The sequence below is a fragment of the Streptomyces sp. P3 genome, from assembly GCF_003032475.1.
Taxonomy (GTDB): domain Bacteria; phylum Actinomycetota; class Actinomycetes; order Streptomycetales; family Streptomycetaceae; genus Streptomyces.
The window spans coordinates 250,988-275,280 of sequence record NZ_CP028369.1 but is presented as its reverse complement, the minus strand read 5'-3'; the positions used below and the strand labels follow the sequence as shown (position 1 = coordinate 275,280).

The 24,293-nt window shown below is 72.7% G+C and carries 17 protein-coding genes; 11 read left to right on the top strand and 6 right to left on the bottom strand.

Going from position 1 to position 24,293, the window contains the following annotated elements:
* Positions 1-152 precede the first annotated feature (152 nt).
* From C6376_RS01020 to C6376_RS01005, 4 genes are read left to right on the top strand one after another with little or no spacing between them, the layout of a single operon-like run.
* Positions 153-2,366: a sialidase family protein gene (locus tag C6376_RS01020; RefSeq protein WP_107441665.1), complete on the top strand. Its 2,214-nt coding sequence runs from the start codon at positions 153-155 to the stop codon at positions 2,364-2,366.
* Entirely contained in the window at positions 2,366-4,333 is a 1,968-nt protein-coding gene (locus C6376_RS01015; RefSeq protein WP_107441664.1) for a beta-galactosidase, read from the top strand. The genes C6376_RS01020 and C6376_RS01015 overlap by 1 nt, the downstream gene beginning before the upstream one ends.
* Positions 4,330-6,567, top strand: coding sequence for a glycoside hydrolase N-terminal domain-containing protein (locus C6376_RS01010; protein WP_107441663.1), 2,238 nt, complete (start codon positions 4,330-4,332; stop codon positions 6,565-6,567). Before C6376_RS01015 ends, C6376_RS01010 begins: the two co-directional genes overlap by 4 nt.
* A 47-nt stretch (positions 6,568-6,614) precedes the next feature.
* Positions 6,615-7,334 carry a hypothetical protein gene (locus tag C6376_RS01005; protein WP_107441662.1) on the top strand — a complete coding sequence of 240 codons (720 nt, stop codon included), beginning with the start codon at positions 6,615-6,617 and terminating at the stop codon, positions 7,332-7,334.
* Positions 7,335-7,387: 53 nt separating this feature from the next.
* Here C6376_RS01005 and C6376_RS01000 read toward each other — a convergent pair whose 3' ends face one another.
* The 3 genes from C6376_RS01000 to C6376_RS00990 form a co-directional block, all read right to left on the bottom strand.
* Positions 7,388-8,575 (bottom strand): sulfotransferase, encoded by a 1,188-nt coding sequence (locus C6376_RS01000; RefSeq protein WP_107441661.1) that lies wholly within the window; start codon positions 8,573-8,575, stop codon positions 7,388-7,390.
* Positions 8,576-8,690: 115 nt separating this feature from the next.
* Positions 8,691-10,733, bottom strand: a complete 2,043-nt coding sequence (locus tag C6376_RS00995) for a TIM-barrel domain-containing protein (RefSeq protein ID WP_107441660.1) — start codon at positions 10,731-10,733, stop codon at positions 8,691-8,693.
* A gap of 135 nt (positions 10,734-10,868) precedes the next feature.
* Positions 10,869-11,882 carry a LacI family DNA-binding transcriptional regulator gene (locus C6376_RS00990; RefSeq protein ID WP_107441659.1) on the bottom strand — a complete coding sequence of 338 codons (1,014 nt, stop codon included), beginning with the start codon at positions 11,880-11,882 and terminating at the stop codon, positions 10,869-10,871.
* 422 nt (positions 11,883-12,304) lie between these two features.
* On the opposite strand from C6376_RS00990, the gene C6376_RS00985 reads away from it, so the two are divergent.
* The 7 genes from C6376_RS00985 to C6376_RS00955 all read left to right on the top strand — a co-directional run bounded on the left by C6376_RS00985 (position 12,305) and on the right by C6376_RS00955 (position 21,786).
* Positions 12,305-14,242 carry an acyl-CoA dehydrogenase family protein gene (locus C6376_RS00985; RefSeq protein ID WP_107448707.1) on the top strand — a complete coding sequence of 646 codons (1,938 nt, stop codon included), beginning with the start codon at positions 12,305-12,307 and terminating at the stop codon, positions 14,240-14,242.
* A gap of 83 nt (positions 14,243-14,325) precedes the next feature.
* Positions 14,326-15,579 (top strand): 1-deoxy-D-xylulose-5-phosphate reductoisomerase, encoded by a 1,254-nt coding sequence (gene dxr, locus C6376_RS00980; protein ID WP_107441658.1) that lies wholly within the window; start codon positions 14,326-14,328, stop codon positions 15,577-15,579.
* Entirely contained in the window at positions 15,576-16,880 is a 1,305-nt protein-coding gene (locus C6376_RS00975) for an RIP metalloprotease (RefSeq protein ID WP_107441657.1), read from the top strand. The genes dxr and C6376_RS00975 overlap by 4 nt, the downstream gene beginning before the upstream one ends.
* Before the next feature lie 194 nt (positions 16,881-17,074).
* Positions 17,075-18,232 carry a flavodoxin-dependent (E)-4-hydroxy-3-methylbut-2-enyl-diphosphate synthase gene (gene ispG, locus C6376_RS00970; protein WP_107441656.1) on the top strand — a complete coding sequence of 386 codons (1,158 nt, stop codon included), beginning with the start codon at positions 17,075-17,077 and terminating at the stop codon, positions 18,230-18,232.
* 281 nt (positions 18,233-18,513) lie between these two features.
* A complete protein-coding gene (locus C6376_RS00965; protein ID WP_107441655.1) occupies positions 18,514-19,362 on the top strand; it encodes a GNAT family N-acetyltransferase in 849 nt (282 codons plus the stop codon).
* 21 nt (positions 19,363-19,383) lie between these two features.
* The gene (locus tag C6376_RS00960; protein ID WP_107441654.1) at positions 19,384-19,917 is read left to right on the top strand and encodes a GNAT family N-acetyltransferase; all 534 of its coding nucleotides are present in this window, start codon (positions 19,384-19,386) and stop codon (positions 19,915-19,917) included.
* A 165-nt stretch (positions 19,918-20,082) separates the two neighbouring features.
* Positions 20,083-21,786, top strand: a complete 1,704-nt coding sequence (locus C6376_RS00955; RefSeq protein ID WP_107441653.1) for a proline--tRNA ligase — start codon at positions 20,083-20,085, stop codon at positions 21,784-21,786.
* A 236-nt stretch (positions 21,787-22,022) separates the two neighbouring features.
* Here C6376_RS00955 and C6376_RS00950 read toward each other — a convergent pair whose 3' ends face one another.
* From C6376_RS00950 to C6376_RS00940, 3 genes are all read right to left on the bottom strand, one after another.
* Positions 22,023-22,922 carry an aminoglycoside phosphotransferase family protein gene (locus tag C6376_RS00950; protein ID WP_107441652.1) on the bottom strand — a complete coding sequence of 300 codons (900 nt, stop codon included), beginning with the start codon at positions 22,920-22,922 and terminating at the stop codon, positions 22,023-22,025.
* A gap of 128 nt (positions 22,923-23,050) precedes the next feature.
* Positions 23,051-23,551 (bottom strand): ferritin-like domain-containing protein, encoded by a 501-nt coding sequence (locus C6376_RS00945; protein ID WP_107441651.1) that lies wholly within the window; start codon positions 23,549-23,551, stop codon positions 23,051-23,053.
* Positions 23,548-24,180 carry a hypothetical protein gene (locus C6376_RS00940; protein WP_107441650.1) on the bottom strand — a complete coding sequence of 211 codons (633 nt, stop codon included), beginning with the start codon at positions 24,178-24,180 and terminating at the stop codon, positions 23,548-23,550. The genes C6376_RS00945 and C6376_RS00940 overlap by 4 nt, the downstream gene beginning before the upstream one ends.
* Positions 24,181-24,293 lie beyond the last annotated feature (113 nt).

Sequence of the window (24,293 nt, the reverse complement as noted above, 5' to 3'; positions counted from 1 at the left end):
GCGAAGCCGCACACCGCCGCGACCCCGCACCCGGGGGCGCCCCCACCCGTGCACACCGCCTCGGCCCCGCACCCGGAGCCCCACACGCATCCCGCGGGCCGGCGCCTCCGGCAGCACCCCACGAACCGAGAACCCACCCTGCGAGGTACCCCATGCACGCCACCCCGCTCAGCCGCCGCACCGTCCTCGCCGGCACCGCTGCCGCCGCCGCGCTCACCGGACTCCCGTCGGTGCAGGGGCGCGCCGAAGCGGCCGAGGGCGTCGCCGCCCCCGCCTACCGCTGGCGCAACGCCGTCATCGGCGGCACCGGATTCATCACCGGCGTCCTCTTCCACCCCGCCGTGCGCGGTCTCGCCTACGCCCGCACGGACATGGGCGGCGCCTACCGCTGGGACGACCGGACCGCCCGCTGGACGCCCCTCACCGACCACCTCGGCTGGGACGACTGGAACCTGCTCGGCGTGGAGGCTCTCGCCGTCGACCCCGCGCATCCGAACCGTGTCTACCTGGCCCTCGGCACCTACGCCCAGTCCTGGGCCGGCAACGGCGCGATCCTGCGCTCCGAGGACCGCGGCGCCACCTGGACCCGCACCGACCTCACCGTGAAGCTCGGCAGCAACGAGGACGGCCGGGGCACGGGAGAGCGGCTGCTGGTCGATCCGCGCGACAGCGACACCCTGTGGCTGGGAACCCGCCACGACGGCCTGCTGAAGTCGACCGACCGGGGGGCGACCTGGGCGGCCGCGGCCGGGTTCCCCGCGACGCCGTCCGCCACCGGGCAGGGCGTCACGCTGCTCGTCGCCGCCGGCCGCGCCCTGTACGCCGGCTGGGGCGACTCCGACGGCACGGCGCCCAACCTGTACCGCACGACCGACGGCAGCACCTGGCAGGCCGTTCCGGGACAGCCCTCCGGCGCCTCCGCCAAGCTCCCGGTCCGGGCCGCGTACGACTGCCACACCCGTGAGCTGTACGTGACGTACGCCAACGCGCCCGGCCCCAACGGACAGTCCGACGGCAGTGTGCACAAGCTGGCGACCGCCGGTGGGAGGTGGACCGACGTGACCCCGGTCGCGCCGGGCGGGACCGCGGGCGACGGCTCCACCGACACCTTCGCCTACGGAGGCGTCGCCGTCGACGCCCGGCGCCCCGGCACCCTCGTCGTCTCCACGAACGACCGCTGGGCCGCCGTCGACACCCTGTACCGGACCACGAACGGCGGCCGCACCTGGACGTCGCTCAAGGACTCCGCGGTCCTCGACGTCTCCGAGACCCCGTTCCTCACCTTCGGCGCCGACGCGCCCAAGTTCGGCTGGTGGATCCAGGCCGTCGCCGTGGACCCCCACGACTCGAAGCACGTCGTGTACGGCACCGGCGCCACCCTCTACGGCACCCGGGACCTGAAGCACTGGGCCCCGCAGATCCGCGGCCTGGAGCAGACCTCGGTACGCCAGTTGATCTCGCCCCCGACCGGGACGGCGCACCTGGTCAGCGGACTCGGGGACGTCGGCGTGATGTACCACGAGCGGCTCACGGCCTCACCGTCCCGCGGTACGGCGGCGAACCCCGTGTTCGGAACGGCGACGGGGCTCGCCCAGGCCGCGGCCAGGCCCTCGTACGTCGTGCGCACCGGCTTCGGCGACCACGGCAACGGCGCGTACTCCCACGACGGCGGGAAGACCTGGGCGCCCTTCGCGGCCCAGCCCGCGATCGCCAAGGACGCCCCCGGGCCGATCGCGACCAACAGCGACGGCAGCGTGCTGCTGTGGTCCTTCGTGCACTGGGACGGCACCAAGCACCCCGCGCAGCGCTCCACCGACAACGGCGCGACCTGGTCCGAGGTCGCCTCCTTCCCCAAGGGCGCCACCCCGCTCGCCGACCCGGCCGACCCGACGCGCTTCTACGCGTACGACACCGACACCGGCACCCTGTTCGCCAGCACGGACCGCGGTCTCACGTTCACCGCGCGCGCGGGCGGACTGCCGTCCGGAGACAACCAGTTCCAACTGGCCGCCGCCCCGGGCCGGTCCGGCGACCTGTGGCTGAGCACCAAGTGGAACGGGCTCTACCGATCCACCGACGGCGGGGCGGTCTTCACCAAGCTGACCAGCTGCTGGGCCTCCTACACCCTCGCCTTCGGCAAGGCCGCCGCCGGCGCCGCCTACCCGGCGGTCTACCAGGTCGGCTCGACGGAGACGATCACCGCCGTCTACCGCTCCGACGACGGCGCCCAGACCTGGGTGCGGATCAACGACGACCGCCACCAGTGGGGCTGGATCGGCGCGACCATCGCCGCCGACCCGCGGCTGTACGGCCGCGTCTACATCGCCACCAACGGCCGCGGCATCCAGTACGGGGAGCCCGTCTGATGCCGCACCTGGGCGACGCCACCCGCGGTCGCATCCTCTTCGGCGGCGACTACAACCCCGAGCAGTGGCCCGAGGAGACCTGGCACGAGGACGTCCGGCTGATGCGGGACGCCGGCGTCAACTCCGTCACGCTCGGCGTCTTCTCCTGGTCGCGACTCGAACCTGAGCCGGGAGCAAGGGAGTTCGGCTGGCTGGACACGCTGATGGACCTGCTGCACGCGGGCGGCGTCGGCGTCGTCCTCGCCACCCCCACCGCCTCGCCCCCGCCCTGGATGGGCCGGCTGCACCCGGAGACCCTGCCCACCACCGAGGACGGCCGCGTCGAGTGGTGGGGCGGCCGCCAGCACTTCTCGCACTCCAGCGCCACCTATCGGCGCTACGCCGCCGCCATCACCGAGGACCTGGCCGCCCGCTACGGCGGCCACCCCGCCCTCACCATGTGGCACATCAACAACGAGTACTGCACCTTCGACCACGGCGACGAGGCCGCCACCGCCTTCAGGCGCTGGCTGCGCGAGAGGTACCGCACCCTCGACGCCCTCAACACCGCCTGGGGCACGGCGTTCTGGTCCCAGGGCTACGACACCTGGGACGGCATCCTGCCCCCGCGCACCCCGCACTACCTGAAGAACCCGACCCAGGTGCTGGACTTCCGGCGCTTCACCTCCGACATGCTCCTGGAGTGCTACCGCGCCGAACGCGACATCGTCGCCCGGCACACCCCGCACCTGCCGGTCACCACCAACTTCATGCCGCTGTGGATCGGCCAGGACGCCTGGCGCTGGGCCGAGGAGGAGGACGTCGTCTCCGTCGACCTCTACCCCGACCCCCGCGACCCCTTCGGCGCCCAGTCCGCCGCCATGGTCCAGGACCTGACCCGCTCCCAGGCACGCGGACCCTGGATGCTGATGGAGCAGGCGGCCGGACCGGTCAACTGGCGCGGCGTCAACCACCCCAAGCCGCGCGGCATGAACCGCCTGTGGTCCCTGCAGGCGGTGGCCCGCGGCGCGGACGCCGTCTGCTACTTCCAGTGGCGGCAGTCCCGGCAGGGCGCGGAGAAGTTCCACTCCGGGATGGTCAGCCACGCGGGCGAGCGGGGCCGCACCTTCCAGGAGGTCAAGCAGCTCGGCGCCGACCTCGCGAAACTCGGCCCGCACACGGCGGACCGGCACATCACCGCCGAGGTCGCCGTCCTGCACGACTGGCACGCCTGGTGGGCCGGCGCCCAGGACGCCCGTCCGTCCGCCGAGGTCGACCTGCCGGCCGTCCTCACCGCCTGGCACCGGGCCCTGTGGGAGAACAACCTCACCGCCGACTTCGCCCACCCCGAGCACGACCTGTCCGGCTACCGGATGGTCCTCGCCCCGCAGCTGTACGCCCTCACCGACGATGCGATCGACAACCTCCTCGGCTACGTCCGCGGCGGCGGAACCCTCGTCTGCGGGTTCCTGACCGGCGTCGCCGACGAGGACGACCGGGTACGCGACGGCGGCATGGACGCCCGGCTGCGCGAGCTGTTCGGCATCCGCGTCCTGCACGAATGGTGGCCGCTGGACCCGGGGGAGACCGTGGAGGCCGACGGCTTCCGCGGCACCCTGTGGTCCGAGGAACTGGAGCCGACCGCGGACGCCCGCGTCGAGAACGTCTACCGGCGGGGCGAGCTGGCGGGGATGCCCGCCGTCCTGCGCCGGGAGGGCGCCTGGTACCTGTCCACCCTCCCCGAACCCGACGCCCTGCGCACGCTGCTCGCGCGGATCGCCGCCGAGGCGGGCGCCCGACCCGTCCTCGAAGGCCTCCCGCCCGGCGTCGAGGCCGTGCGCCGCGGCGACCTGCTCTTCCTGCTCCATCACGGCCGCGAGCCCGTGACCGTCGCCCTCGCCGGCACCCATCACGACCTGCTGACCGGCACGACCGTCACGGACGAGGTCCGGCTGGGCCGCTACGGCGTGGCGGTGCTGCGCCCATGACCGCCCCACCCGTCCCGGCCGCCCTGGGCGGCGCCGACGGCCCCGTGCACGGCACCTGGGAGAGCCGGCCCGCGGCCCGCTGGGAGGACGCCTTCCTCAGCGGCAACGGCCGCCACGGCGTCCTCGTGTTCGGCGACCCCGACGACGAACGTGTCGTCGTCACCCATCACGAGCTGGTCCGCCCCAACGGCTCCGAACACGCCGGGCCGCCCGAGCTGGCCGACGAACTCCCGGCGCTGCAGGACAGATTGCTCGCCGGTGAGACCACGGCCGCCGAGAGCTTCACCGACCACCGCCCGCTGCAGTGGGTCCAGCCCTTCCACCCGGCCTTCCGGATGAGCGTGCGCCGCACACCCGCCGACGAGCCGCGCCGCGACGGCGGGCAGTTGCGGTACGTCGACTTCACCACCGGCGAGACCGTCGCGACCCGTACGGGTGCCGTCGGCCGGGTGTTCGTCTCCCGCGCCGACGACGTGATCGTCCAGCAGGTCACCGGCCTCGACCTGGACATCGAGCTGGACCACCGGCTCCCCGGCGTCCCCGCCGGCCTCGCCGTCGGCCACGGCGCCGTCCGCACGACGACCGGGGCCCTGCTCACCCTGCGCGCCCGCTACCCGGACAGCGACCGCGCCTACACCGGCGTCACCCTGGTCGTCGCCACCGGCGGCCGCACCGAGCTCACCCTTCCCGGAGTGCGGGTCACGGGAGCCGCGTCGGTGCTGCTGCTGACCCGGGTGCGAAGGCACACCGGCGAACTGGACGTCCTCGCGGAGCAGCGCGCCCTGAGCCGGCTCCCGCACTCCTACGACGACCTGCTCGAACGCCACCTCGCCCTGCACCGCGCCGCCTACCGCCGCGTCAGCCTGGACCTGCACGCAGACCCCGCCGAGCGCGCCATGACCGGCTCCGACCTGCTCCGGCGCCCGCGCAGCGCGGCCCTCCTCGAGCGGCTCTTCGCCGCGGGCCGCTACCACCTCCTCTCCTCCTCCGGTGTGAACCCGCCGCGCCTGCCGGGCCTGTGGACCGGCGACTGGGACACCGCCTGGTCCGGGGCGTTCACCAACGACGCCAACGTCAACCTCCAGACCGCCTCGGCCGCGGCCGCCGCCCTGCCCGAAGTCACCGAGGCACTCGCCTCACTGGTCCACCGTCAGCTCGACGACTGGCGGGCGAACGCCCGCGCGGTGTTCGGCGCCCGGGGCGCGGTCGCGCCCGCGCACACCGACGGCGAGTCCGGGCTGGCCTACCACTTCAGCCGCGAGTACCCGCTCCACCTGTGGACCGCGGGCGCGGACTGGCTGCTCAAGCCCCTCGTCGACCACGACGAGACCCGCGGCGCCCGCGACCCGCGCACCGCCGCCGCCCTCGCCGAGGTCGCCCGGTTCTACGAGGACTTCCTCACCCGCACCGACCGGGACGGCCGGCTCGTCGTCGTCCCCTCGTACTCACCGGAGAACCGGCCCGCGAACGGCGGCTGGGGCGCGCTGAACGCGGCCATGGACCTCTCCGCGGCCCGGCACGCGCTGCTCACCGCGGCCGACTACCACCCCGAGGCCCCCGAGGAGGCCGCCCGCTGGCGGGCCCTCGCCGACCGCCTCCCGCCCCACCGGACCAACGCCGACGGGGCACTCGCCGAATGGGCCTGGCCGGGCCTCGACGACTCCTACGACCACCGCCACCTCAGCCATCTGTACGGTGTCTGGCCGCTCGACGAGATCAACCCCTACGACACCCCGCGGCCGGCCGCCGCCGCCCACCGCGCCCTGGAGCTGCGCGGCGCCGAGAACGACTCCGCGCACGGCCATCTGCACCACGCGCTGGTCGCCGCCCGCCTCCGGGACGGCCGGCGGGTAGGGAACGCCCTGGGAGCGGTCCTCGACGGCGACTTCTTCCACGACTCCCTGATGAGCGCCCACTACCCCCGCCGCGACGTCTACAACGCCGACGCCGCGCACACCCTGCCCGCCCTGCTGATCGAGGCGCTCGTCCAGTCCACCCCCGACCGGCTGGTGCTGCTGCCGGCGGTGCCCCCGGCGCTCCCGGCGGGCGAACTGCGCGGCGTACGCACCCGGTTCGGCGCCGGACTCGACCTGACCTGGGGCCCCCACGGCGCGCGTGCGGTCCTCACACCGCACCGCACGCACCGCGTCGAACTCCGGACTTCCTCCGGCGATCCCCGACCGCTCGACCTGGTCGCCGGAGAAGACCACGTCCTCACCCTGAGGACGTGGTGACTCCCCCCGAGAAGAACGCAGTTCCCCCCACCCATGGAAGGGACACCATGGCAACACGCACCCGAACCCCCCGCAGGGTCGTCAAGGCCCTCCTCGCTCCCGCCCTCGCGCTCGGCGCCACCGTGGGCCTCGCCTCCGCCCCCGCCTCGGCCGCCGTCTGGAACAGCTGCGAGCAGTACGGCAACACCGGCCTGAACGGCTACACCCTCTACAACAACATCTGGGGCTCCGGCGCCGGCAGCCAGTGCTTCTGGGCCAACTCCGGCACCAACTGGGGTGTCTGGGCCAACCACCCCAACACCGGTGGCATCAAGTCCTACCCCGACTCCAAGAAGGTGATCAACAAGTCGATCACCTCGCTGGGCTCGCTCACCGGCAGCTACAACGTCACCGTCCCGTCCGCCGGCTCGTACAACACCTCGTACGACATCTGGGACACCGCGCATCGCTACGAGGTCATGCTCTGGGTCAACAAGACCGGCGCCGTCGGCCCTCTCGGCGCCTCGCAGGGCACCGTCACCCTCGGCGGTCACACCTGGACCGTCTACAAGGGCAACAACACCGCCAACGACGTGTTCTCCTTCGTACGCACCTCGAACTCGACGTCCGGCACCGTGAACATCCTGCCGATCCTGAAGTGGATCAAGGACACCAAGGGCTGGTTCGGCAACGAGACCATCGGGGACGTGCAGTTCGGCTTCGAGATCACCTCGTCGTCCGGCGGCCTCGACTTCAGGACCAACAGCGCGACGGTCAGCAGCAGCTGACCGGCTTCCAGGGCCGGCTCCGCGCACCCCGCGGGGCCGGCCCCCGCCGTGCGTCAGGCCCGGTCGACCTCGGCCCGCAGGACGTCGTAGTCGGCGAACGCGGTGTCGACGTCGGCCCGGGTCAGACCGTAACGGGCCAGGTCGTAGCTGTGCGGCCGGCTGCCCTTGGGCCGGGCGGCGATCCGGGGGAGCCGCGCCGCGTCGGCGTCGGTCCAACGGGCGCCCACGGCGTCGTAGAGCTTCGGGGCTCCGGTGGCCGGGTCCGATCCCAGCCAGGAGTACGGGACGTCCACCAGCGCCTCGCGCGGTACGGCGGCGCGGGCCGCGAGGCCGCGCCGCACGGAACGGCTCAGCAGGGCGAGCCAGGTGGCGCCCAGCTCGTGCAGGTCGAGCGGCCGCCGGGTGATCGCCATGCCGTGCTCGATCAAGCTGCAGAACGAGGCCACGACGACGGCCGGATCCCGGTGCGTCCACACGAGCGTGGCGTCGGGGAAGACGGCGAGCAGCGCGTCGAGGTTGCCGGTGTGCAGCGGCGACTTCAGCACCCAGCGGCGGCGCGGGCGGCCGTACTGGAGCACCTGGTAGACCTGCTTGAGGTAGGCGTAGTCGGGGACGAAGTCCCGCTCCTCCAGCGCCGCCCGGTAGGCGGGGACACGGGCCTGGGACAGCGGCATGACGGTGTGCGGGAGGGCGAACGTGCACTCCTCGGGTCCCTCGGCCGCCAACGGGTGGATGTCGCGGTAGCGCGGCGCGAACAGGTCGATCGCGCCGACCATCAGGCGCGCCGCGGTGATCGCTCTGCGGCGCCGCTCGGGCGAGCCCTCCAGGTCCGGTGCCAGCAGCTCCCACAGCAGGGGACACCGGTGCTGCTCGGACAGCGAGAGCACACCGTGGGTGAGCGTCGTGGCGGTGCGCGGCAGGCCCACCACGAACACCGGCCGCTCGATCGGCTCCCGCGCGATCCCGGGGTGCTCGGCGATCAGCCGCCGGACCCGGGCGCGGTTGGCCAGATGCCGCCGGACGTGCCCCTGCGCCGACCACCAGCCGACCGGCGTGAGGTTCTCGTCCCGGGACCAGTGGCGCAGCAGGCGCCGGAACTCCTCGGTGAACTCCTCGTCCCCGTCCGCCGGGCGGGCCGTGGCCGAGAGCCGGTCGAAGACGCGGTCGGGCGTGCGCCGGGAGGCGAAGCCGGGCCGCAGCAGCAGGTCGGCCACAGTGAGGGCGAGCGGGGATGAGGACACGGCAGAACACCCTTTCGCGGGGCAGCGGGGGACGGAGGGGCAGCGGACGCCAGCCCCCTACCCCGCCAACCCCCCTTTGCCACAAGGGAGTTCGACCAGTGTCGGCGTATCGGTGTTACTCGGCCACCGGCAGCCGGGCCCCGTCCCGCAGGAACAGCGGGAGGCGGTCCAGCGGGGCGTCGACCGTCACGGTCGCCCCGCCCTCGTACGTCTCGCCCGTCCACGCGTCCGTCCAGACCGCGCCCGCCGGGAGGTGGGCCGTGCGGGTCGTCGCGCCCGCCGTCAGCACCGGCGCGACGAGCAGGTCCCGGCCGAAGAGGTAGCAGTCGTCCACCGACCAGGCGGCCCGGTCACCGGGGAACTCCAGGAACAGCGGCCGCATGGGCGGCAGGCCCTCCTCGTGCGCCTCCCGCATGACCTCAAGGACGTACGGCTTGAGCCGCTCGCGCAGCCGCAGGTACGCCTCCATGATCGCGCCCGCCTCCTCGCCGTACGACCACACCTCGTTCGGGCCGCCGGTCATGTCGGGGCCGAGCGGCATGCCCGGGTCACGGAAGCCGTGCAGACGCATCAGCGGGGACACCGCGCCGAACTGGAACCAGCGGACCATCACCTCCCGGTACGCCGGGTCGTCCGGGTCGCCGCCGTGGAAGCCGCCGATGTCGGTGTTCCACCACGGAATGCCCGACAGCGCGGTGTTGAGGCCGGCCGCGATCTGCCGGCGCAGCGTCGGGAAGTCGGTCCCGATGTCACCGGACCACAGGGCGGCGCCGTAGCGCTGACTGCCCGCCCACGCCGAGCGGTTGAGGCTGACGATCTCCTCCTCGCCGGCCGCGCGCAGCCCCTCGTAGAACGTGCGGGCGTTCTCGGCCGGGTACATGTTGCCGACCTCCAGACCCGGACCCGCCCAGTAGCGCAGGTTCTCCGGGAAGCCGGGCTTCAGCTCCGGCTCGCAGGCGTCCAGCCAGAAGGCCGTGATGCCGTACGGGGCGAGGTAGTTGTCGCGGATCTTCGACCACAGGAATTCCCGGGCCTCGGGGTTGGTCGCGTCGTAGAACGCCACCTGGACGGTCGACGCGACCCCCTTGTCGGGCCAGTCGGCGTGTGCCATCGGGCCGTACTGGGTGCCGATGAGGTAGCCGCGCTGCTCCAGCACCTGATGGTTCTCGCTCAGCGGCGACACCGACGGCCACACGCTCACCACCAGCTTGACGCCCAGTTCCTCGAGCTCGCGGACCATCGCCGCCGGGTCGGGCCACTCGGCCGGGTCGAACTTCCAGTCGCCCAGATGCGTCCAGTGGAAGAAGTCGCAGACGATGGCGTCGAGCGGCAGCCCCCGGCGCTTGTACTCCCGTGCCACCTCGAGGAGTTCGTCCTGCGTGCGATAGCGCAGCTTGCACTGCCAGAAGCCCGCCGCCCACGCCGGCAGCATCGGGGTCCGGCCGGTGACCGCGCTGTAGCGGCGCTGGCCGTCGGCCGGGGCGCCGGCCGTGATCCAGTAGTCGATCTGCCGGGCCGAGTCGGCGACCCAGCGGGTGCCGTTCCCGGCCAGTTCGACGCGGCCGATCGCCGGGTTGTTCCACAGCAGCGTGTAGCCGCGGTTCGAGGTGAGCACCGGGATGCCGACCTCGGCGTTGCGCTGGACCAGATCCAGGACCAGGCCCTTCTGGTCGAGGCGGCCGTGCTGGTGCTGGCCGAGGCCGTACAACTGCTCGTCGTCGTAGGCGGCGAACCGCTGCTCCAGACGGTGGTGGCCGTTGCCGACGGCCGTGTAGAGGCGCGAGCCCGGCCACCAGAAGTGGGCGCGGTCCTCGGCCAGGATCTCGGTGCGGTCGTCGGTGCGCAGGAAGCGGACCAGGCCCTCGGCGCTCACTTCGACGGTGAGCGCGCCGACCGTCAGCAGGCCCTCGCCGTCACCGGTCTTGACGCTGCTCTCGGTGGCGGGCGGCTCGTCGAGCAGGGCGCCCGGCAGTCCCTCGAGGATCGGTCCGCCGAGCCGGGCGCGCACCCGGACGGCGTCCGGCCCCCAGGGCTCGATCCGCAGGGTCTCCTGACGGCCGCTCCACTCCAGCGCGCCGTCGCGCTCCCGGAAGGTGCCGACCGTGGGCGACGACTGCGCGAGGCTGACCTGAGGCTGGTTTTCGGCAGGCTGGTTCACGTGGGGTGCTCCTTGAAGGAGTGCAGACAGGAGTGAAACAGGGGATGCGGGCAGGGGGGCGCCCCGACGGGCGAGAGGGGCGGGGAGCGAGGTGCGAGAGCGACAGGGGGCGGGAGGCGGGATGCGGGGTGCGGGTCAGGCTCCGGAGGGCGCCGGTCCCGAGCTCGCCCGGACCGTCAGCTCGGGCGCGATGAGCACGACTTCGTCGCCGCCGCGCCCCTCCAGCTTGGCGACGAGGCGTTCCACGGCGTGCCGGCCCATCTCCTGGGCGGGGATGGCGACCGAGGTCAGCCGCACCGACGCCTGGACGGCGACCTGATCGGGGCAGATCGCCACCACCGACACGTCCTCCGGGACGGCCCGGCCCTGCTGGCGCAGCAGCGCGAGCAGGGGCTCGACCGCCGACTCGTTCTGCACGACGAAGCCGGTGGTGCCCGGCCGCTCGTCGAGGACCCGGGCCAGTGTCACGGCCATCGCGTCGTACCCGCCCTCGCACGGGCGGTGCAGCAGCCGCAGGCCCAGTTCCCTGGCCCGGTGCCGGAGACCGTCGAGGGTGCGTTCGGCGAAACCGGTGTGCCGTTCGTAGACCGCGGGCGCCTCACCGATGACCGCGACGTCACGGTGCCCCAGCTGCGCCAGGTGTTCCACGCACAGCGCGCCGGTCGCCGCGAAGTCCAGGTCGACGCAGGTCAGGCCGGAGGTGTCGGCGGGCAGCCCGATCAGCACGGAGGGCTGGTCGGTGGAGCGCAACAGCGGCAGCCGCTCGTCGTCCAGTTCGACGTCCATCAGGATCATCGCGTCGGCGAGCCCGCTGCCGGTGACGCGCCGGACGGCGTCGGGCCCCTCCTCGCCGGTCAGCAGCAGGACGTCGTACCCGTACGCGCGCGCCGTGGTGGCCACCGCGATGGCGATCTCCATCATCACCGGCACGTAGATGTCGGTGCGCAGCGGAATCATCAGCGCGATGATGTTGGACCGGCTGCTGGCCAGTGCGCGGGCGCCCGCGTTCGGGTGGTAGCCGAGTTCCCGGATGCTCTGTTCGACGCGCTGCCGGGTCGTCGTCGAGATGGACCGCTTGCCACTGAGGACATAGCTCACCGTGCTCGCCGAGACTCCGGCGTGCTGGGCGACCTCGGCGAGGGTGACCATCCAGCTCTCCAAGCTTTGTGAAGCGCTTCGACAGTGCGCATTGCGAACGTGGGCGGGTGAGAGTGGTTCGACAGTAACCCCGGAGGGGGTGGGTGTCCATAGGTTGTCGAAGCGCTTCGACAACGAGTTATGGCGGAATGGTGGAGAAGGGTACGGGAACCCCTCGCGGGAGTCGCGCACACCCGTTCGGCGCAGGCCGCCCGACGGGGGGAAGCGGTGCTTCCGCACGCCCCGGCGCACACCCGGGCGCCGTGATCCGCCGGGGCGCGGGCCGCTCGCGACCGGAGCCCGCCGGGGGCCGGTCCGGTCGAACGCGCGCACACGGGGTGGCCACCTCGGCCCGGATCGGGTACCAACGATCGGGTAGCACCGATCGGTAACCGATGTGGTCCGAGATCCCGATTCGCGGCGAGGTGAGCCTCATGTCCGCACCACCCCTCAAGAAACCCACCGTCACCGAACGTGAGGCCCGTCAGGTCGCCGAGGCCGCCCGGGAACAGGACTGGCGCAAGCCCAGCTTCGCCAAGGAACTGTTCCTGGGCCGTTTCCGGCTCGACCTCATCCACCCTCACCCGGTCCCCTCCGACGAGGCCGTCCGGCGCGGCGAGGCGTTCCTGGCCAAGCTCCGCGCCTTCTGCGACACGCAGGTGGACGCGGCCCGTATCGAGCGCGAGGCCAGGATCCCCGACGAGGTGATCACCGGGCTCAAGGAGCTCGGCGCCCTCGGCATGAAGATCGACCCCAAGTACGGCGGCCTCGGCCTGACGCAGGTCTACTACAACAAGGCGCTGGCCCTGGTCGGCTCGGCCAGCCCGGCGATCGGCGTGCTGCTGTCGGCGCACCAGTCGATCGGCGTGCCGCAGCCGCTGAAGATGTTCGGCACCCCCGAGCAGAAGCAGAAGTTCCTGCCCCGCTGTGCCACCACCGACATCAGCGCCTTCCTCCTCACCGAGCCGGACGTCGGCTCCGACCCGGCGCGCCTCGCCACGAGCGCGGTGCCCGAGGGGGACGACTACGTCCTCGACGGCGTGAAGCTGTGGACGACCAACGGCGTCGTCGCCGACCTGCTGGTGGTGATGGCCCGGGTGCCGAAGAGCGAGGGCCACAAGGGCGGCATCACCGCCTTCGTGGTGGAGAGCGACTCGCCCGGCATCACCGTCGAGAACCGCAACGCCTTCATGGGCCTGCGCGGCATCGAGAACGGCGTCACCCGCTTCCACCGGGTCCGGGTCCCGGCCGCCCACCGCATCGGACCCGAGGGCGCGGGCCTCAAGATCGCCCTGACCACCCTCAACACCGGCCGTCTGTCGCTGCCCGCGTCCTGCGTGGCCGCCGGCAAGTGGAGCCTGAAGATCGCCCGCGAGTGGTCGGCCGCGCGCGAGCAGTGGGGCAAGCCGATCGCCCACCACGAGGCGGTCGGCGCCAAGATCAGCTTCATCGCGGCGACGACCTTCGCCCTGGAGGCCGTCCTCGACCTGTCCTCGCAGATGGCCGACGAGGACCGCAACGACATCCGCATCGAGGGCGCGCTGGCCAAGCTCATCGCCTCCGAGATGGGCTGGCGGATGGCCGACGAACTGGTCCAGATCCGCGGTGGCCGCGGCTTCGAGACGGCCGCGTCCCTCGCCGCCCGCGGCGAGCGGGCGGTCCCCGCCGAGCAGGTGCTGCGCGACCTGCGGATCAACCGCATCTTCGAGGGCTCGACGGAGATCATGCACCTCCTCATCGCCCGCGAGGCCGTCGACGCCCACCTCACGGTCGCCGGTGACCTCATCGACCCCGACAAGTCCCTCCAGGACAAGGCGAAGGCGGGCGCCAACGCGGGCGTCTTCTACGCCAAGTGGCTGCCCAGGCTGGTCGCGGGACCGGGGCAACTGCCGTCCTCGTACGGGGAGTTCAAGCACGCGGGCGTCGACCTCGCCCCGCATCTGCGCCATGTGGAGCGGCACGCGCGCAAGCTCGCCCGCTCGACGTTCTACGCCATGTCCCGCTGGCAGGGCCGCATGGAGACCAAACAGGGCTTCCTCGGCCGGATCGTGGACATCGGCGCGGAGCTCTTCGCGATGAGCGCGGCCTGTGTGCGCGCCGAGCTGCTGCGCTCGCGCGGTGAGCACGGCCGCGAGGCCTACCAGCTCGCCGACGCCTTCTGCCGCCAGTCCCGGCTGCGCGTGGACGAGCTCTTCGGCCGCCTGTGGAGCAACACCGACGACGTGGACCGCAAGGTCGTCAAGGGCGTCATGGCAGGCTCCTACGAGTGGCTGGAGCAGGGCATCGTCGACCCGTCCGGGGACGGCCCGTGGATCGCCGAGGCGGCCCCGGGACCCAGCGAACGGGAGAACGTCCACCGCTCGATCGGGTGAGCCGTCGCACACCGGTGCGCAGGGTGTCCTCCTTGGGGGGACACCCTGTCCCGGCGCGCACGCCGTGCGGCGACAATGGGGGGATGAGCGACAGTCCAAGCCCTCTCGCCGACCCGCACCTCGTCTACGACCCTGTCGTGGGCGACGGTCCCAAGGACGTGGTGGTCCTCGGCTCCACCGGCTCGATCGGCACCCAGGCCATCGACCTCGTGCTGCGCAACCCGGACCGGTTCCGGGTGACGGGCCTGTCCGCCAACGGCGGCCGGGTCGCCCTCCTCGCCGAACAGGCCCGGCTGCTGCGGGTGCGGAGCGTCGCGGTGGCCCGTGAGGACGTCGTGCCGGCCCTGCGCGAGGCGCTCGCCGCCGAGTACGGCGCGGGGGAGCCGCTGCCCGAGATCCTGGCCGGACCGGACGCGGCCACCCGGCTCGCCGCCTCCGACTGCCACACCGTCCTGAACGGCATCACGGGCTCCATCGGTCTCGCGCCCACCCTCGCCGCCCTGGAGGCGGGCCGCACCCTCGCGCTCGCCAACAAGGAGTCGCTCATCGTCGGCGGCCCGCTGGTCAAGGCGCTCGCGAAGCCCGGCCAGATCATCCCGGTGGACTCCGAGCACGCGGCCCTCTTCCAGGCCCTGGCCGGCGGCGCGCGGGCCGACGTCCGCAAGCTGGTCGTCACCGCCTCCGGCGGCCCCTTCCGAGGCCGCACCAGGGCGCAGCTGGCGAACGTCACGGTCGAGGACGCCCTCGCCCACCCCACCTGGTCCATGGGCCCGGTGATCACGATCAACTCCGCGACCCTCGTCAACAAGGGCCTGGAAGTCATCGAGGCGCACCTCCTCTACGACATTCCCTTCTCCCGGATTGAGGTGGTCGTGCACCCGCAGTCGTATGTCCACTCGATGGTTGAGTTCACGGACGGATCGACACTGGCGCAGGCGACGCCCCCCGACATGCGCGGGCCCATCGCCATCGGCCTCGGCTGGCCGCAGCGCGTTCCCGACGCGGCGCCCGCCTTCGACTGGAGCACCGCGTCGACCTGGGAGTTCTTCCCTCTCGACGACGAGGCGTTCCCCTCGGTGAGCCTCGCCCGGCATGTGGGCGAGCTCGCGGGTACGGCCCCGGCGGTGTTCAATGCCGCGAACGAGGAGTGCGTGGAGGCGTTCCGCAAGGGCGCGCTCCCGTTCAACGGGATCATGGAGACCGTCACCCGGGTCGTGCGGGAGCACGGCACGCCGGCGACGGGAACCTCACTCACCGTGTCGGACGTCCTCGAGGCGGAGACCTGGGCCCGGGCCCGGACACAAGAACTGACGGCTACCGCGGAGGCGCGTGCATGACAGCCCTGATGATGGTCCTCGGCATAGTCGTCTTCGTGGTCGGCCTGCTGTTCTCGATCGCCTGGCACGAGCTGGGCCACCTCTCCACGGCCAAACTCTTCGGCATCCGGGTGCCGCAGTACATGGTCGGCTTCGGCCCGACCCTCTTCTCGCGCAGGAAGGGCGAGACCGAGTACGGCTTCAAGGCCATCCCGTTCGGCGGCTACATCCGCATGATCGGCATGTTCCCGCCCGGCGAGGACGGCCGCGTGACGGCCCGCTCCACCTCCCCCTGGCGCGGCATGATCGAGGACGCCCGCTCGGCCGCCTACGAGGAGCTCCAGCCGGGCGACGAGACGCGCATGTTCTACACGCGCAAACCCTGGAAACGCGTCATCGTGATGTTCGCGGGCCCCTTCATGAACCTGGTGCTCGCGGTGGGCCTCTTCCTCACCGTCCTGATGGGCTTCGGCATCCAGCAGCAGACCACCACCGTCAGCTCGGTCTCCCCCTGCGTCATCTCGCAGAGCGAGAACCGCGACGCGTGCAAGTCGACCGACCCGGCCTCCCCGGCCGCGGCCGCTGGCATGAAGCCCGGGGACAAGATCGTCTCCTTCGCCGGGCAGCGGACGGACGACTGGGACAAGCTGTCCGACCTCATCCGGGTCAGCGCCGGCAAGGACGTGGCCATCGTCGTCGACCGCAAGGGCCAGGAGCTGACCCTGCACACGACGATCGCCACCAACCAGGTCGCCAAGAAGGACTCCAACGGGGCGTACGTCCAGGGCGAGTACGTCAAGGCCGGCTTCCTCGGCTTCAGCGCGGCCACCGGCGTCGTCCAGCAGGACTTCGGCGACTCGGTGTCCTGGATGACCGACCGGGTGGGCGAGGCCGTCGACTCCATCGCCGCCCTCCCCGGCAAGATCCCGGCCCTGTGGAACGCGGCCTTCGACGGCGCGCCCCGCGAGCCCGACTCGCCCATGGGCGTGATCGGCGCGGCCCGCGTCGGCGGTGAGATCTTCACCCTCGACATCCCGGCCTCGCAGCAGCTCGCGATGGCTGTGATGCTGGTCGCCGGCTTCAACCTCTCCCTGTTCCTGTTCAACATGCTCCCCCTGCTGCCCCTGGACGGCGGGCACATCGCGGGCGCCCTGTGGGAGTCGCTGCGCCGCAACCTGGCGAAGCTGCTGCGCAGGCCCGACCCGGGCCCGTTCGACGTGGCGAAGCTGATGCCGGTGGCCTACGTGGTCGCGGGCGTCTTCATCTGCTTCACCGTCCTGGTGCTGATCGCGGACGTGGTGAACCCGGTGAAGATCTCGTAGGGCAGGCCCCCTCACCCTTTGTCATGCGCGCTCCGGGAAGGCCCGGCACCCTCTTCGGTGCCGGGCCGACTCCATCGGGTGTGTCCGACGGCCGCGATGTGCTCCCGCCCGGGGCAGTGCCGTAATCTCGAAGCCTGGAACCCGCCTGAAGACGGGACCTGAGCCTTGATCCACGACTTGGGGTTGCACAGCAGATGACTGCGATTTCTCTCGGCATGCCGTCCGTCCCGACCAAAATCGCCGAGCGCCGCAAGAGCCGGCAGATCCAGGTCGGCTCCGTGGCGGTGGGCGGAGACGCCCCGGTGTCGGTGCAGTCGATGACGACGACGCGGACGTCGGACGTGGGCGCGACGCTGCAGCAGATCGCGGAGCTGACGGCGTCGGGGTGCCAGATCGTGCGGGTGGCGTGTCCGACGCAGGACGACGCGGACGTGCTGTCGACGATCGCGCGCAAGTCGCAGATCCCGGTGATCGCGGACATCCACTTCCAGCCGAAGTACGTGTTCGCGGCGATCGAGGCGGGCTGCGCGGCGGTGCGGGTGAACCCGGGCAACATCAAGCAGTTCGACGACAAGGTGCGGGAGATCGCGAAGGCGGCGAAGGAGCACGGCACGCCGATCCGCATCGGTGTCAACGCCGGTTCGCTGGACCGCCGGCTGCTGCAGAAGTACGGGAAGGCCACCCCGGAGGCGCTGGTGGAGTCGGCGCTGTGGGAGGCGTCGCTGTTCGAGGAGCACGACTTCCGCGACATCAAGATCTCGGTCAAGCACAACGACCCGGTGGTGATGATCGAGGCGTACCGGCAGCTCGCCGCGCAGTGCGACTACCCCCTGCACCTCGGCGTCACCGAGGCCGGCCCCGCCTTCCAGGGCACGATCAAGTCGGCGGTCGCCTTCGGCGCGCTGCTCTCCGAGGGCATCGGCGACACCATCCGGGTCTCCCTCTCGGCGCCGCCGGTGGAGGAGGTCAAGGTCGGCAACCAGATCCTGGAGTCCCTCAACCTCAAGCAGCGCGGTCTGGAGATCGTCTCCTGCCCGTCCTGCGGCCGCGCGCAGGTCGACGTCTACAAGCTCGCCGAAGAGGTCACCGCCGGCCTCACCGGCATGGAGGTCCCGCTGCGCGTCGCCGTCATGGGCTGCGTGGTCAACGGGCCCGGCGAGGCCCGCGAGGCCGACCTCGGCGTCGCCTCCGGCAACGGCAAGGGGCAGATCTTCGTGAAGGGCGAGGTCATCAAGACCGTCCCCGAGTCGAAGATCGTCGAGACCCTCATCGAGGAGGCCATGAAGCTGGCCGAGCAGATGGAAGCCGCGGGCATCGCCTCCGGCGAACCGTCCGTGTCGGTAGCAGGCTGACACCGACGCCCGCTCCCGGGGATGTCCCGGGATGACGCCGGCCGGCGTTCCCAGCCCGTCGGTCCCGGGACGACGCCGGCCGGTCTGTTCAGCCCGTCCGGCGTCCGAGGACGGGGCCCGTCCAGGGCCGGTCGGGGGTTCGGGGGCGCAGCCCCCGCGGGACGGCACGACAAGCCCACGCTCACGGCGGACGAACGCCGGCTGAACGCAGGGCGGCACGCCAAAGCTTCCGCGGGTACAGTGCGGGGAGCCAGTCAGACCTGAGTGTGAGGCCCCCGCGCGTGTTGACCCAGACGACCTCCCGGGTCCTCGAACCGAGCGACCTGGACGCCGCGCTCGCCGTCCTCGACCGCGAGCCGGTCGCCAACGCCTTCGTGACGTCCCGCGTCCAGGTCGCGGGCCTGGACCCGTGGCGGCTCGGCGGCGAGATGTGGGGCTGGTACGAGGACGGCATGCTGACGTCCCTGTGCTACGCGGGCGCCAACCTCGTCCCGATCTGCGCCACCCCCCGCGCCGTGCGCGCCTTCGCCGACCGCGCCCGCCGCGCGGGCCGGCGCTGCTCCTCGATCGTCGGCCCCACCGAGGCGACGACCCGCCTCTGGCGCTTCCTCGAACCCCACTGGGGCCCGGCCCGCGAGGTCCGCACCCGCCAGCCCCTCATGGTCACCGACCGCATGCCCGCCGACATCGCCCCGGACCCCTACGTCCGCCGCATCCGCAAGGACGAGATGGACACGATCATGCCGGCGTGCGTGGCGATGTTCACCGAAGAGGTCGGTGTCTCCCCGATGGCCGGTGACGGCGGTCTGCTCTACCAGGCCCGCGTCGCCGAACTCGTCGGCTCCGGCCGCTCGTTCGCCCGCCTCGACGACCGGGGCAAGGTCGTCTTCAAGGCCGAGATCGGCGCGGCGACCCCTCAGGCCTGCCAGATCCAGGGCGTGTGGGTGGCACCCGAGTACCGCGGCCGGGGATTCGCCGCCCCCGGCATGGCCGCGATCCTGCGCTACGCCCTGGCGGACGTGGCCCCGGTGGCGAGCCTGTACGTCAACGACTTCAACACGGCGGCACGGCGCACGTACACGAAGGTGGGCTTCCAGGAGGTCGGCGCCTTCACGAGCGTGCTCTTCTGACGCCCCTGTAGGCTCCCCGCCATGGACCTCGCCATCGGCCCCCTGGACCTTCCCGCCCACGTGGACGAGGCCCTGGCCGTCCAGGCAGTCGCCTTCGGGCTGGGGCCGGACGAAGTGGCTGTCAGACGGCAGATCGTCCTGCGCCACATGACCAGCCCGGGGGCACGGGCCTTCGGTGCGACGACCCCCGAGGGCCGGCTGATCGGCTTCGTCTACGGCATGCCGAACGACCGCACCCACTGGTGGTCCACCGTCGTCCAGCCCTACCTGCGAGCCCGGAACAACGAGTACTGGCTGGACGACTCCTTCGTGATCACGGAGCTCCACGTCCACCCCGCCTTCCAGAACCGCGGCGCGGGCCGGGCCCTGATCACCACGATCACCGACACCGCGACCGAGCCCCGCTCGATCCTCTCCGCGATCGACACCGAGAGCCCCGCCCGCGCCCTCTACCGCTCCCTCGGGTACCGCGACCTGGCCGGCCGGGTCCTGTTCCCGAGCGCCCCCCGGCCGTACGCGGTGATGGGCGCCCCGCTGCCTCTCCTGCGCCGCTGAAACGGATTTCCGGGCACGCCGCGCTCCCGGCTAACCTCCTAGTGCCGTGACCGGAAGGGTTCGCGCGAGCCGGTGAACCCTTCCGTGCGCGGCGCTAGCCACCACCTTCCCCGCTCCCGGTCCCGCCCGGGTCCGGAGGACCCCATCGGCAGGAGTACGAGAACCATGGCCAACGCACCGGTCCAGCGCATGTCCCAGTTGATGGCGAAGACGCTGCGCGACGACCCGGCGGACGCCGAAGTCCTCAGCCACAAGCTCCTCGTCCGGGCGGGCTACGTCCGCCGCACCGCCGCCGGAATCTGGTCCTGGCTGCCGCTCGGCAAGAAGGTCCTCGCGAACGTGGAGCGCATCGTCCGCGAGGAGATGGACGCCATCGGCGCCCAGGAGGTCAGCCTCCCCGCGCTGCTGCCCCGCGAGCCCTACGAGGCGACCGGCCGCTGGGACGAGTACGGTGCCGAGCTGTTCCGCCTTCAGGACCGCAGGGGCGGCGACTACCTTCTCGGTCCGACCCACGAGGAGATCTTCACGCTGATCGTGAAGGACCAGGCGTCCTCCTACAAGGACCTGCCGGTCATCCTCTACCAGATCCAGACGAAGTTCCGTGACGAGGCCCGCCCCCGGGCCGGCATCCTGCGCGGCCGCGAGTTCCTCATGAAGGACTCCTACTCCTTCGACACCGAGGACGAGGGCTTGGCCCACTCGTACGCGCTGCACCGCCAGGCCTACCAGAAGGTGTTCGAGCGTCTCGGCCTCGACTACCGCATCTGCGCCGCCACCGCGGGCGCCATGGGCGGCTCGAAGTCGGAGGAGTTCCTGGCCCCGGCCGGCGCCGGCGAGGACACCTTCGCCGACTGCCCCAACTGCGACTTCGCGGCCAACACCGAGGCGATCACCTACGAGCTGAAGCCGGTCGACGCCGACGGCGTGCCCGCGCTCGAGGAGATCCCCACCCCGGACACCCCCACCATCGAGACCCTCGCCGCCCACCTCGGCGTGCCGGCCTCCGCGACCCTGAAGAACCTTCTGGTGAAGGTGGACGGCGAGATCGTCGCCGTCGGCGTGCCCGGCGACCGCGAGGTCGACCTCGGCAAGGTCGAGGCGCACTTCGCCCCGGCCGCCGTCGAACTCGTCACCGCCGAGGACTTCGTGGGCCGCCCCGACCTGGTCCGCGGCTACGTCGGTCCGCAGGGCCTGGGCGAGAAGGTCACGTACATCGCCGACCCGCGGGTGGCCCCCGGCACCTCCTGGATCACCGGCGCCAACAAGGAGGGCACGCACGCGAAGAACGTCGTCGCGGGCCGAGACTTCGAGGTCGGCGCGTACGTCGACGTCGTCGTCGTCCAGGAGGGCGACCCCTGCCCGAAGTGCGGCACCGGCCTCCACCTGGACCGCGCCATCGAGATCGGCCACATCTTCCAGCTGGGCCGCAAGTACGCCGACGCCCTCAAGCTCGACGTCCTCGGCCAGAACGGCAAGCCGGTCCGGGTGACCATGGGCTCGTACGGCATCGGCGTCTCCCGCGCGGTCGCCGCCCTCGCCGAGCAGACCGCCGACGACAAGGGTCTGTGCTGGCCCGCCGAGGTCGCCCCGGCCGACGTGCACGTCGTCGCCGCGGGCAAGGCCCTGCAGACCGAGCTGGCGCTCGAGGTGTCGGAGAAGCTGCGCGCGGCCGGTCTGCGCGTCCTGGTCGACGACCGGGCCGGCGTCTCCCCGGGCGTGAAGTTCACCGACTCCGAGCTGATGGGCGTGCCGAAGATCCTGGTGGCGGGCCGCCGCTCCGCCGAGGGCGTCCTGGAGCTGAAGGACCGCAGGAGCGGCGAGCGCGAGGAGCTCACGGTGGACGAGGCGATCACCCGCCTCACCGTGTGACATTCCGCGTGACGTGAAGAGCCGTCCCGGGGAGTACCGGTCGTCGCAGGGAGTCCCGGTGAGGCGTACGGCCGCCTCACCGGGCTCTCCCGGGCGGTTCCCCGACCGTGGGGCGTGACAGGACGTCACCGCGGAGGAGAGCGGTCATGCCGACCGGGGAACAGGCAGCGGGAACCGCGCACATCGGGTCGGACGAGTGGGGGTTCCCCCGGCCGACGGTGCGTCCGGTCACGGCACTAGAGCCAGCCGGCGAACTCCAGCAGCAACTCCGCGTCCGTGCGGCGTCCCACCCGCAGTGCGCGCACGCCCGACTCCACCGCCCGGAACAGCGTCCAGCCCCGCACCCGCTCCTGGTCCAGCTCCAGCGACTCCGCGAGCCGCTTCACCCGTCGGCGGGTCGTCGCCGCCCCGGACGGCGACGCGATCAGATCCTCCACCCGGTCCCGCACCAGCCGAGCGAGATCGAACGCGCGCTCGCCGGCCACCGGGTCCGGCCCCACCGCGAGCCACGGCATCCGCTCACCCGCCAGCACCTTGCTCTGCCGGAACGTCCCGTGCAGCAACAGATGCTCGGGCGGCGCGGCCAGCAGGCCCTCGCGTGCGGCGAGCGCCGCGTCCACCAGGGCGGCCACGTCGGGCTCGGCCGAGACGCTCGCCCGCATGGCCTCCGCCTGCCGCCCGGTGCGTTCGGCGACGGTCTCGAAGGGATGGCCGGCCGGGGGCTGCACCCACAGCCGCCGCAGTGTCCCGGCCGCCTCCAGCAGCGCCTTCGCCTCGGGCAGGGACCGCACGGACACGTCGGGGTGCAGCCGCTCGAGAAGCAGCGCCCCCGGTGTCGTCGGCCCGTCCAGCAGCTGGACGGCGCCCAGGCCGTCCCAGTGCGTCAGCGCGGCCCGCTCGGCCTCGGGCCGGAACCGGGGCGGGGCCAGCTTCAGCACGGCCGGCGACCCGTCCGCCCGCCGCACCAGCACGACGAGGCTGCTCCGGCCGCCCGGCGCCTGCACCCGGTCGACGGTCAACTCGCGCAGAGCGACGGCCTGCCGGGCCGTCTCCGGCAGGGTCTCCAACCAGCCGTCACCGTCCGGTGCCGTCTCACCGAGCGCTCGGACCAGACGCTGAGGCGGTTCGAAAGCCATGCGCGAGTCGTTCCCTTCCGTCTCCCGGTCAACCGTGGGCGCCCCCGCGGCCGCAGTCGTGGGAACCGCCGCCTGTCGCCGCCGGACCCGGACCGTCGCCGCGGCCCGAGCGTCGCCCGGGCCCTCGTCTAACGCGCGGTCGCTCCCGCCGCCGCGTCCACAGCCGCCGCGGACGCCGGGCCCGTGGCCGGATCCGTACCGTTCTGCTCGGCGAGTCCTGGGAAGGCTACGCTCCCGCCCCGCCAGCGCGCCGCGCGGACCGCCGCCTCCCGCAACGCCCCCGCGGCCTCCCGCCTCCGTGTCCCGGCGGCTGCCCGCACCAGGTCGGAGTACACCCCGGCCACCCGATCCTCCAGATCGGCGGCGAGCCGTACCGCAGTCGCGGAGTCCGCCACCGGGAACGGCAGCGCGTAGCCGGCGCTCGCGGCGACCGGCTCGGCGCCCAGACCGCGCACCTCGCGCGCCAGCGCGTCCCGCCGCGCCCGGTGCGCGTCGTAGGCCGCCCGCGCCTCGGTGCTCCGGCCCTCGCCGACGCGGCCGCCGACCACCCCGTAGCCGTACACGGCGGCATGCTCCGCGGCCAGCACCGCCTGCAGCGCCGTCAGCTCCGCGCCCGTCTCCCCGCTCATCGCGTCCCCTCCGTCAGCAGATAGGCGTGCGCGGCGCCGGCCGCCGCCACCGAGGCGAGCAGCCGGGCCAGTTCGCCCGGAACATCCAGCAGCTCCGCGGCCCTGCGGTCGGCGAGCGCCCGCTCGGCGGCGGCGAGCCCGACCAGGGCCTCACGCTCGGTCGCCGGCGCGGCGGCGGACGGTGGGGCGGCGGACGGTGGGGCCGAGGAGGCGCCGCCGGGCGCAGTCGCGGCGGGGGCGGAGCCGGTGACGGAAGCCGAGGGACCGCCGGTGACGGGTCCGGTTTCGGGGCGGTCGCCGGTGGCCGTGGGGGAGGGGGAGGGGGACGCCGTGGCGGCGCCCCCGAACGCCGCCACATGCCGGACGACCTCCGCCCGCAGCGGAGCCAGCCGCGCCGCCAGCGTCGGATGGACGGCCAGCGCGGCGTCGTACCGCGCGACCAGACCGTTGCTCTCCTGTGCCGCACGTGCGCGTACCCGTTCGGTGACCGACGGGGTGCCGCTCGCGCGCTTCGCGCTCTCCTCGGGCCCGGCGGAGCAGCCCGTCAGCAGAGCGGCCCCGGCGGCCGAGGCGAGCAGGGTTCTTCTTCGCGGCCCCGAGGGGGTGCGCGAGGGGTGGGGGAGCGGCACGGCAGACGTCCTCGGCGAACTCGTACGGAACCAGGACCTGTCCTGGTGGGCGGCGAACCCGTGATCACCGTACCCGCGCGCCCCGCGCGCACCACTCAGCGGCACCGCGCGCG

Bases quoted from the DNA above. Each gene is read 5' to 3' on its own strand.
- C6376_RS01020 (WP_107441665.1), top strand. From the start codon at position 153: ATGCACGCCACCCCGCTCAGCCGCCGCACCGTCCTCGCCGGCACCGCT.
- C6376_RS01015 (WP_107441664.1), top strand. From the start codon at position 2,366: ATGCCGCACCTGGGCGACGCCACCCGCGGTCGCATCCTCTTCGGCGGC.
- C6376_RS01010 (WP_107441663.1), top strand. From the start codon at position 4,330: ATGACCGCCCCACCCGTCCCGGCCGCCCTGGGCGGCGCCGACGGCCCC.
- C6376_RS01005 (WP_107441662.1), top strand. From the start codon at position 6,615: ATGGCAACACGCACCCGAACCCCCCGCAGGGTCGTCAAGGCCCTCCTC.
- C6376_RS00990 (WP_107441659.1), bottom strand. From the start codon at position 11,882: ATGGTCACCCTCGCCGAGGTCGCCCAGCACGCCGGAGTCTCGGCGAGC.
- C6376_RS00985 (WP_107448707.1), top strand. From the start codon at position 12,305: ATGTCCGCACCACCCCTCAAGAAACCCACCGTCACCGAACGTGAGGCC.
- dxr (WP_107441658.1), top strand. From the start codon at position 14,326: ATGAGCGACAGTCCAAGCCCTCTCGCCGACCCGCACCTCGTCTACGAC.
- C6376_RS00975 (WP_107441657.1), top strand. From the start codon at position 15,576: ATGACAGCCCTGATGATGGTCCTCGGCATAGTCGTCTTCGTGGTCGGC.
- ispG (WP_107441656.1), top strand. From the start codon at position 17,075: ATGACTGCGATTTCTCTCGGCATGCCGTCCGTCCCGACCAAAATCGCC.
- C6376_RS00960 (WP_107441654.1), top strand. From the start codon at position 19,384: ATGGACCTCGCCATCGGCCCCCTGGACCTTCCCGCCCACGTGGACGAG.
- C6376_RS00955 (WP_107441653.1), top strand. From the start codon at position 20,083: ATGGCCAACGCACCGGTCCAGCGCATGTCCCAGTTGATGGCGAAGACG.
- C6376_RS00950 (WP_107441652.1), bottom strand. From the start codon at position 22,922: ATGGCTTTCGAACCGCCTCAGCGTCTGGTCCGAGCGCTCGGTGAGACG.
- C6376_RS00945 (WP_107441651.1), bottom strand. From the start codon at position 23,551: ATGAGCGGGGAGACGGGCGCGGAGCTGACGGCGCTGCAGGCGGTGCTG.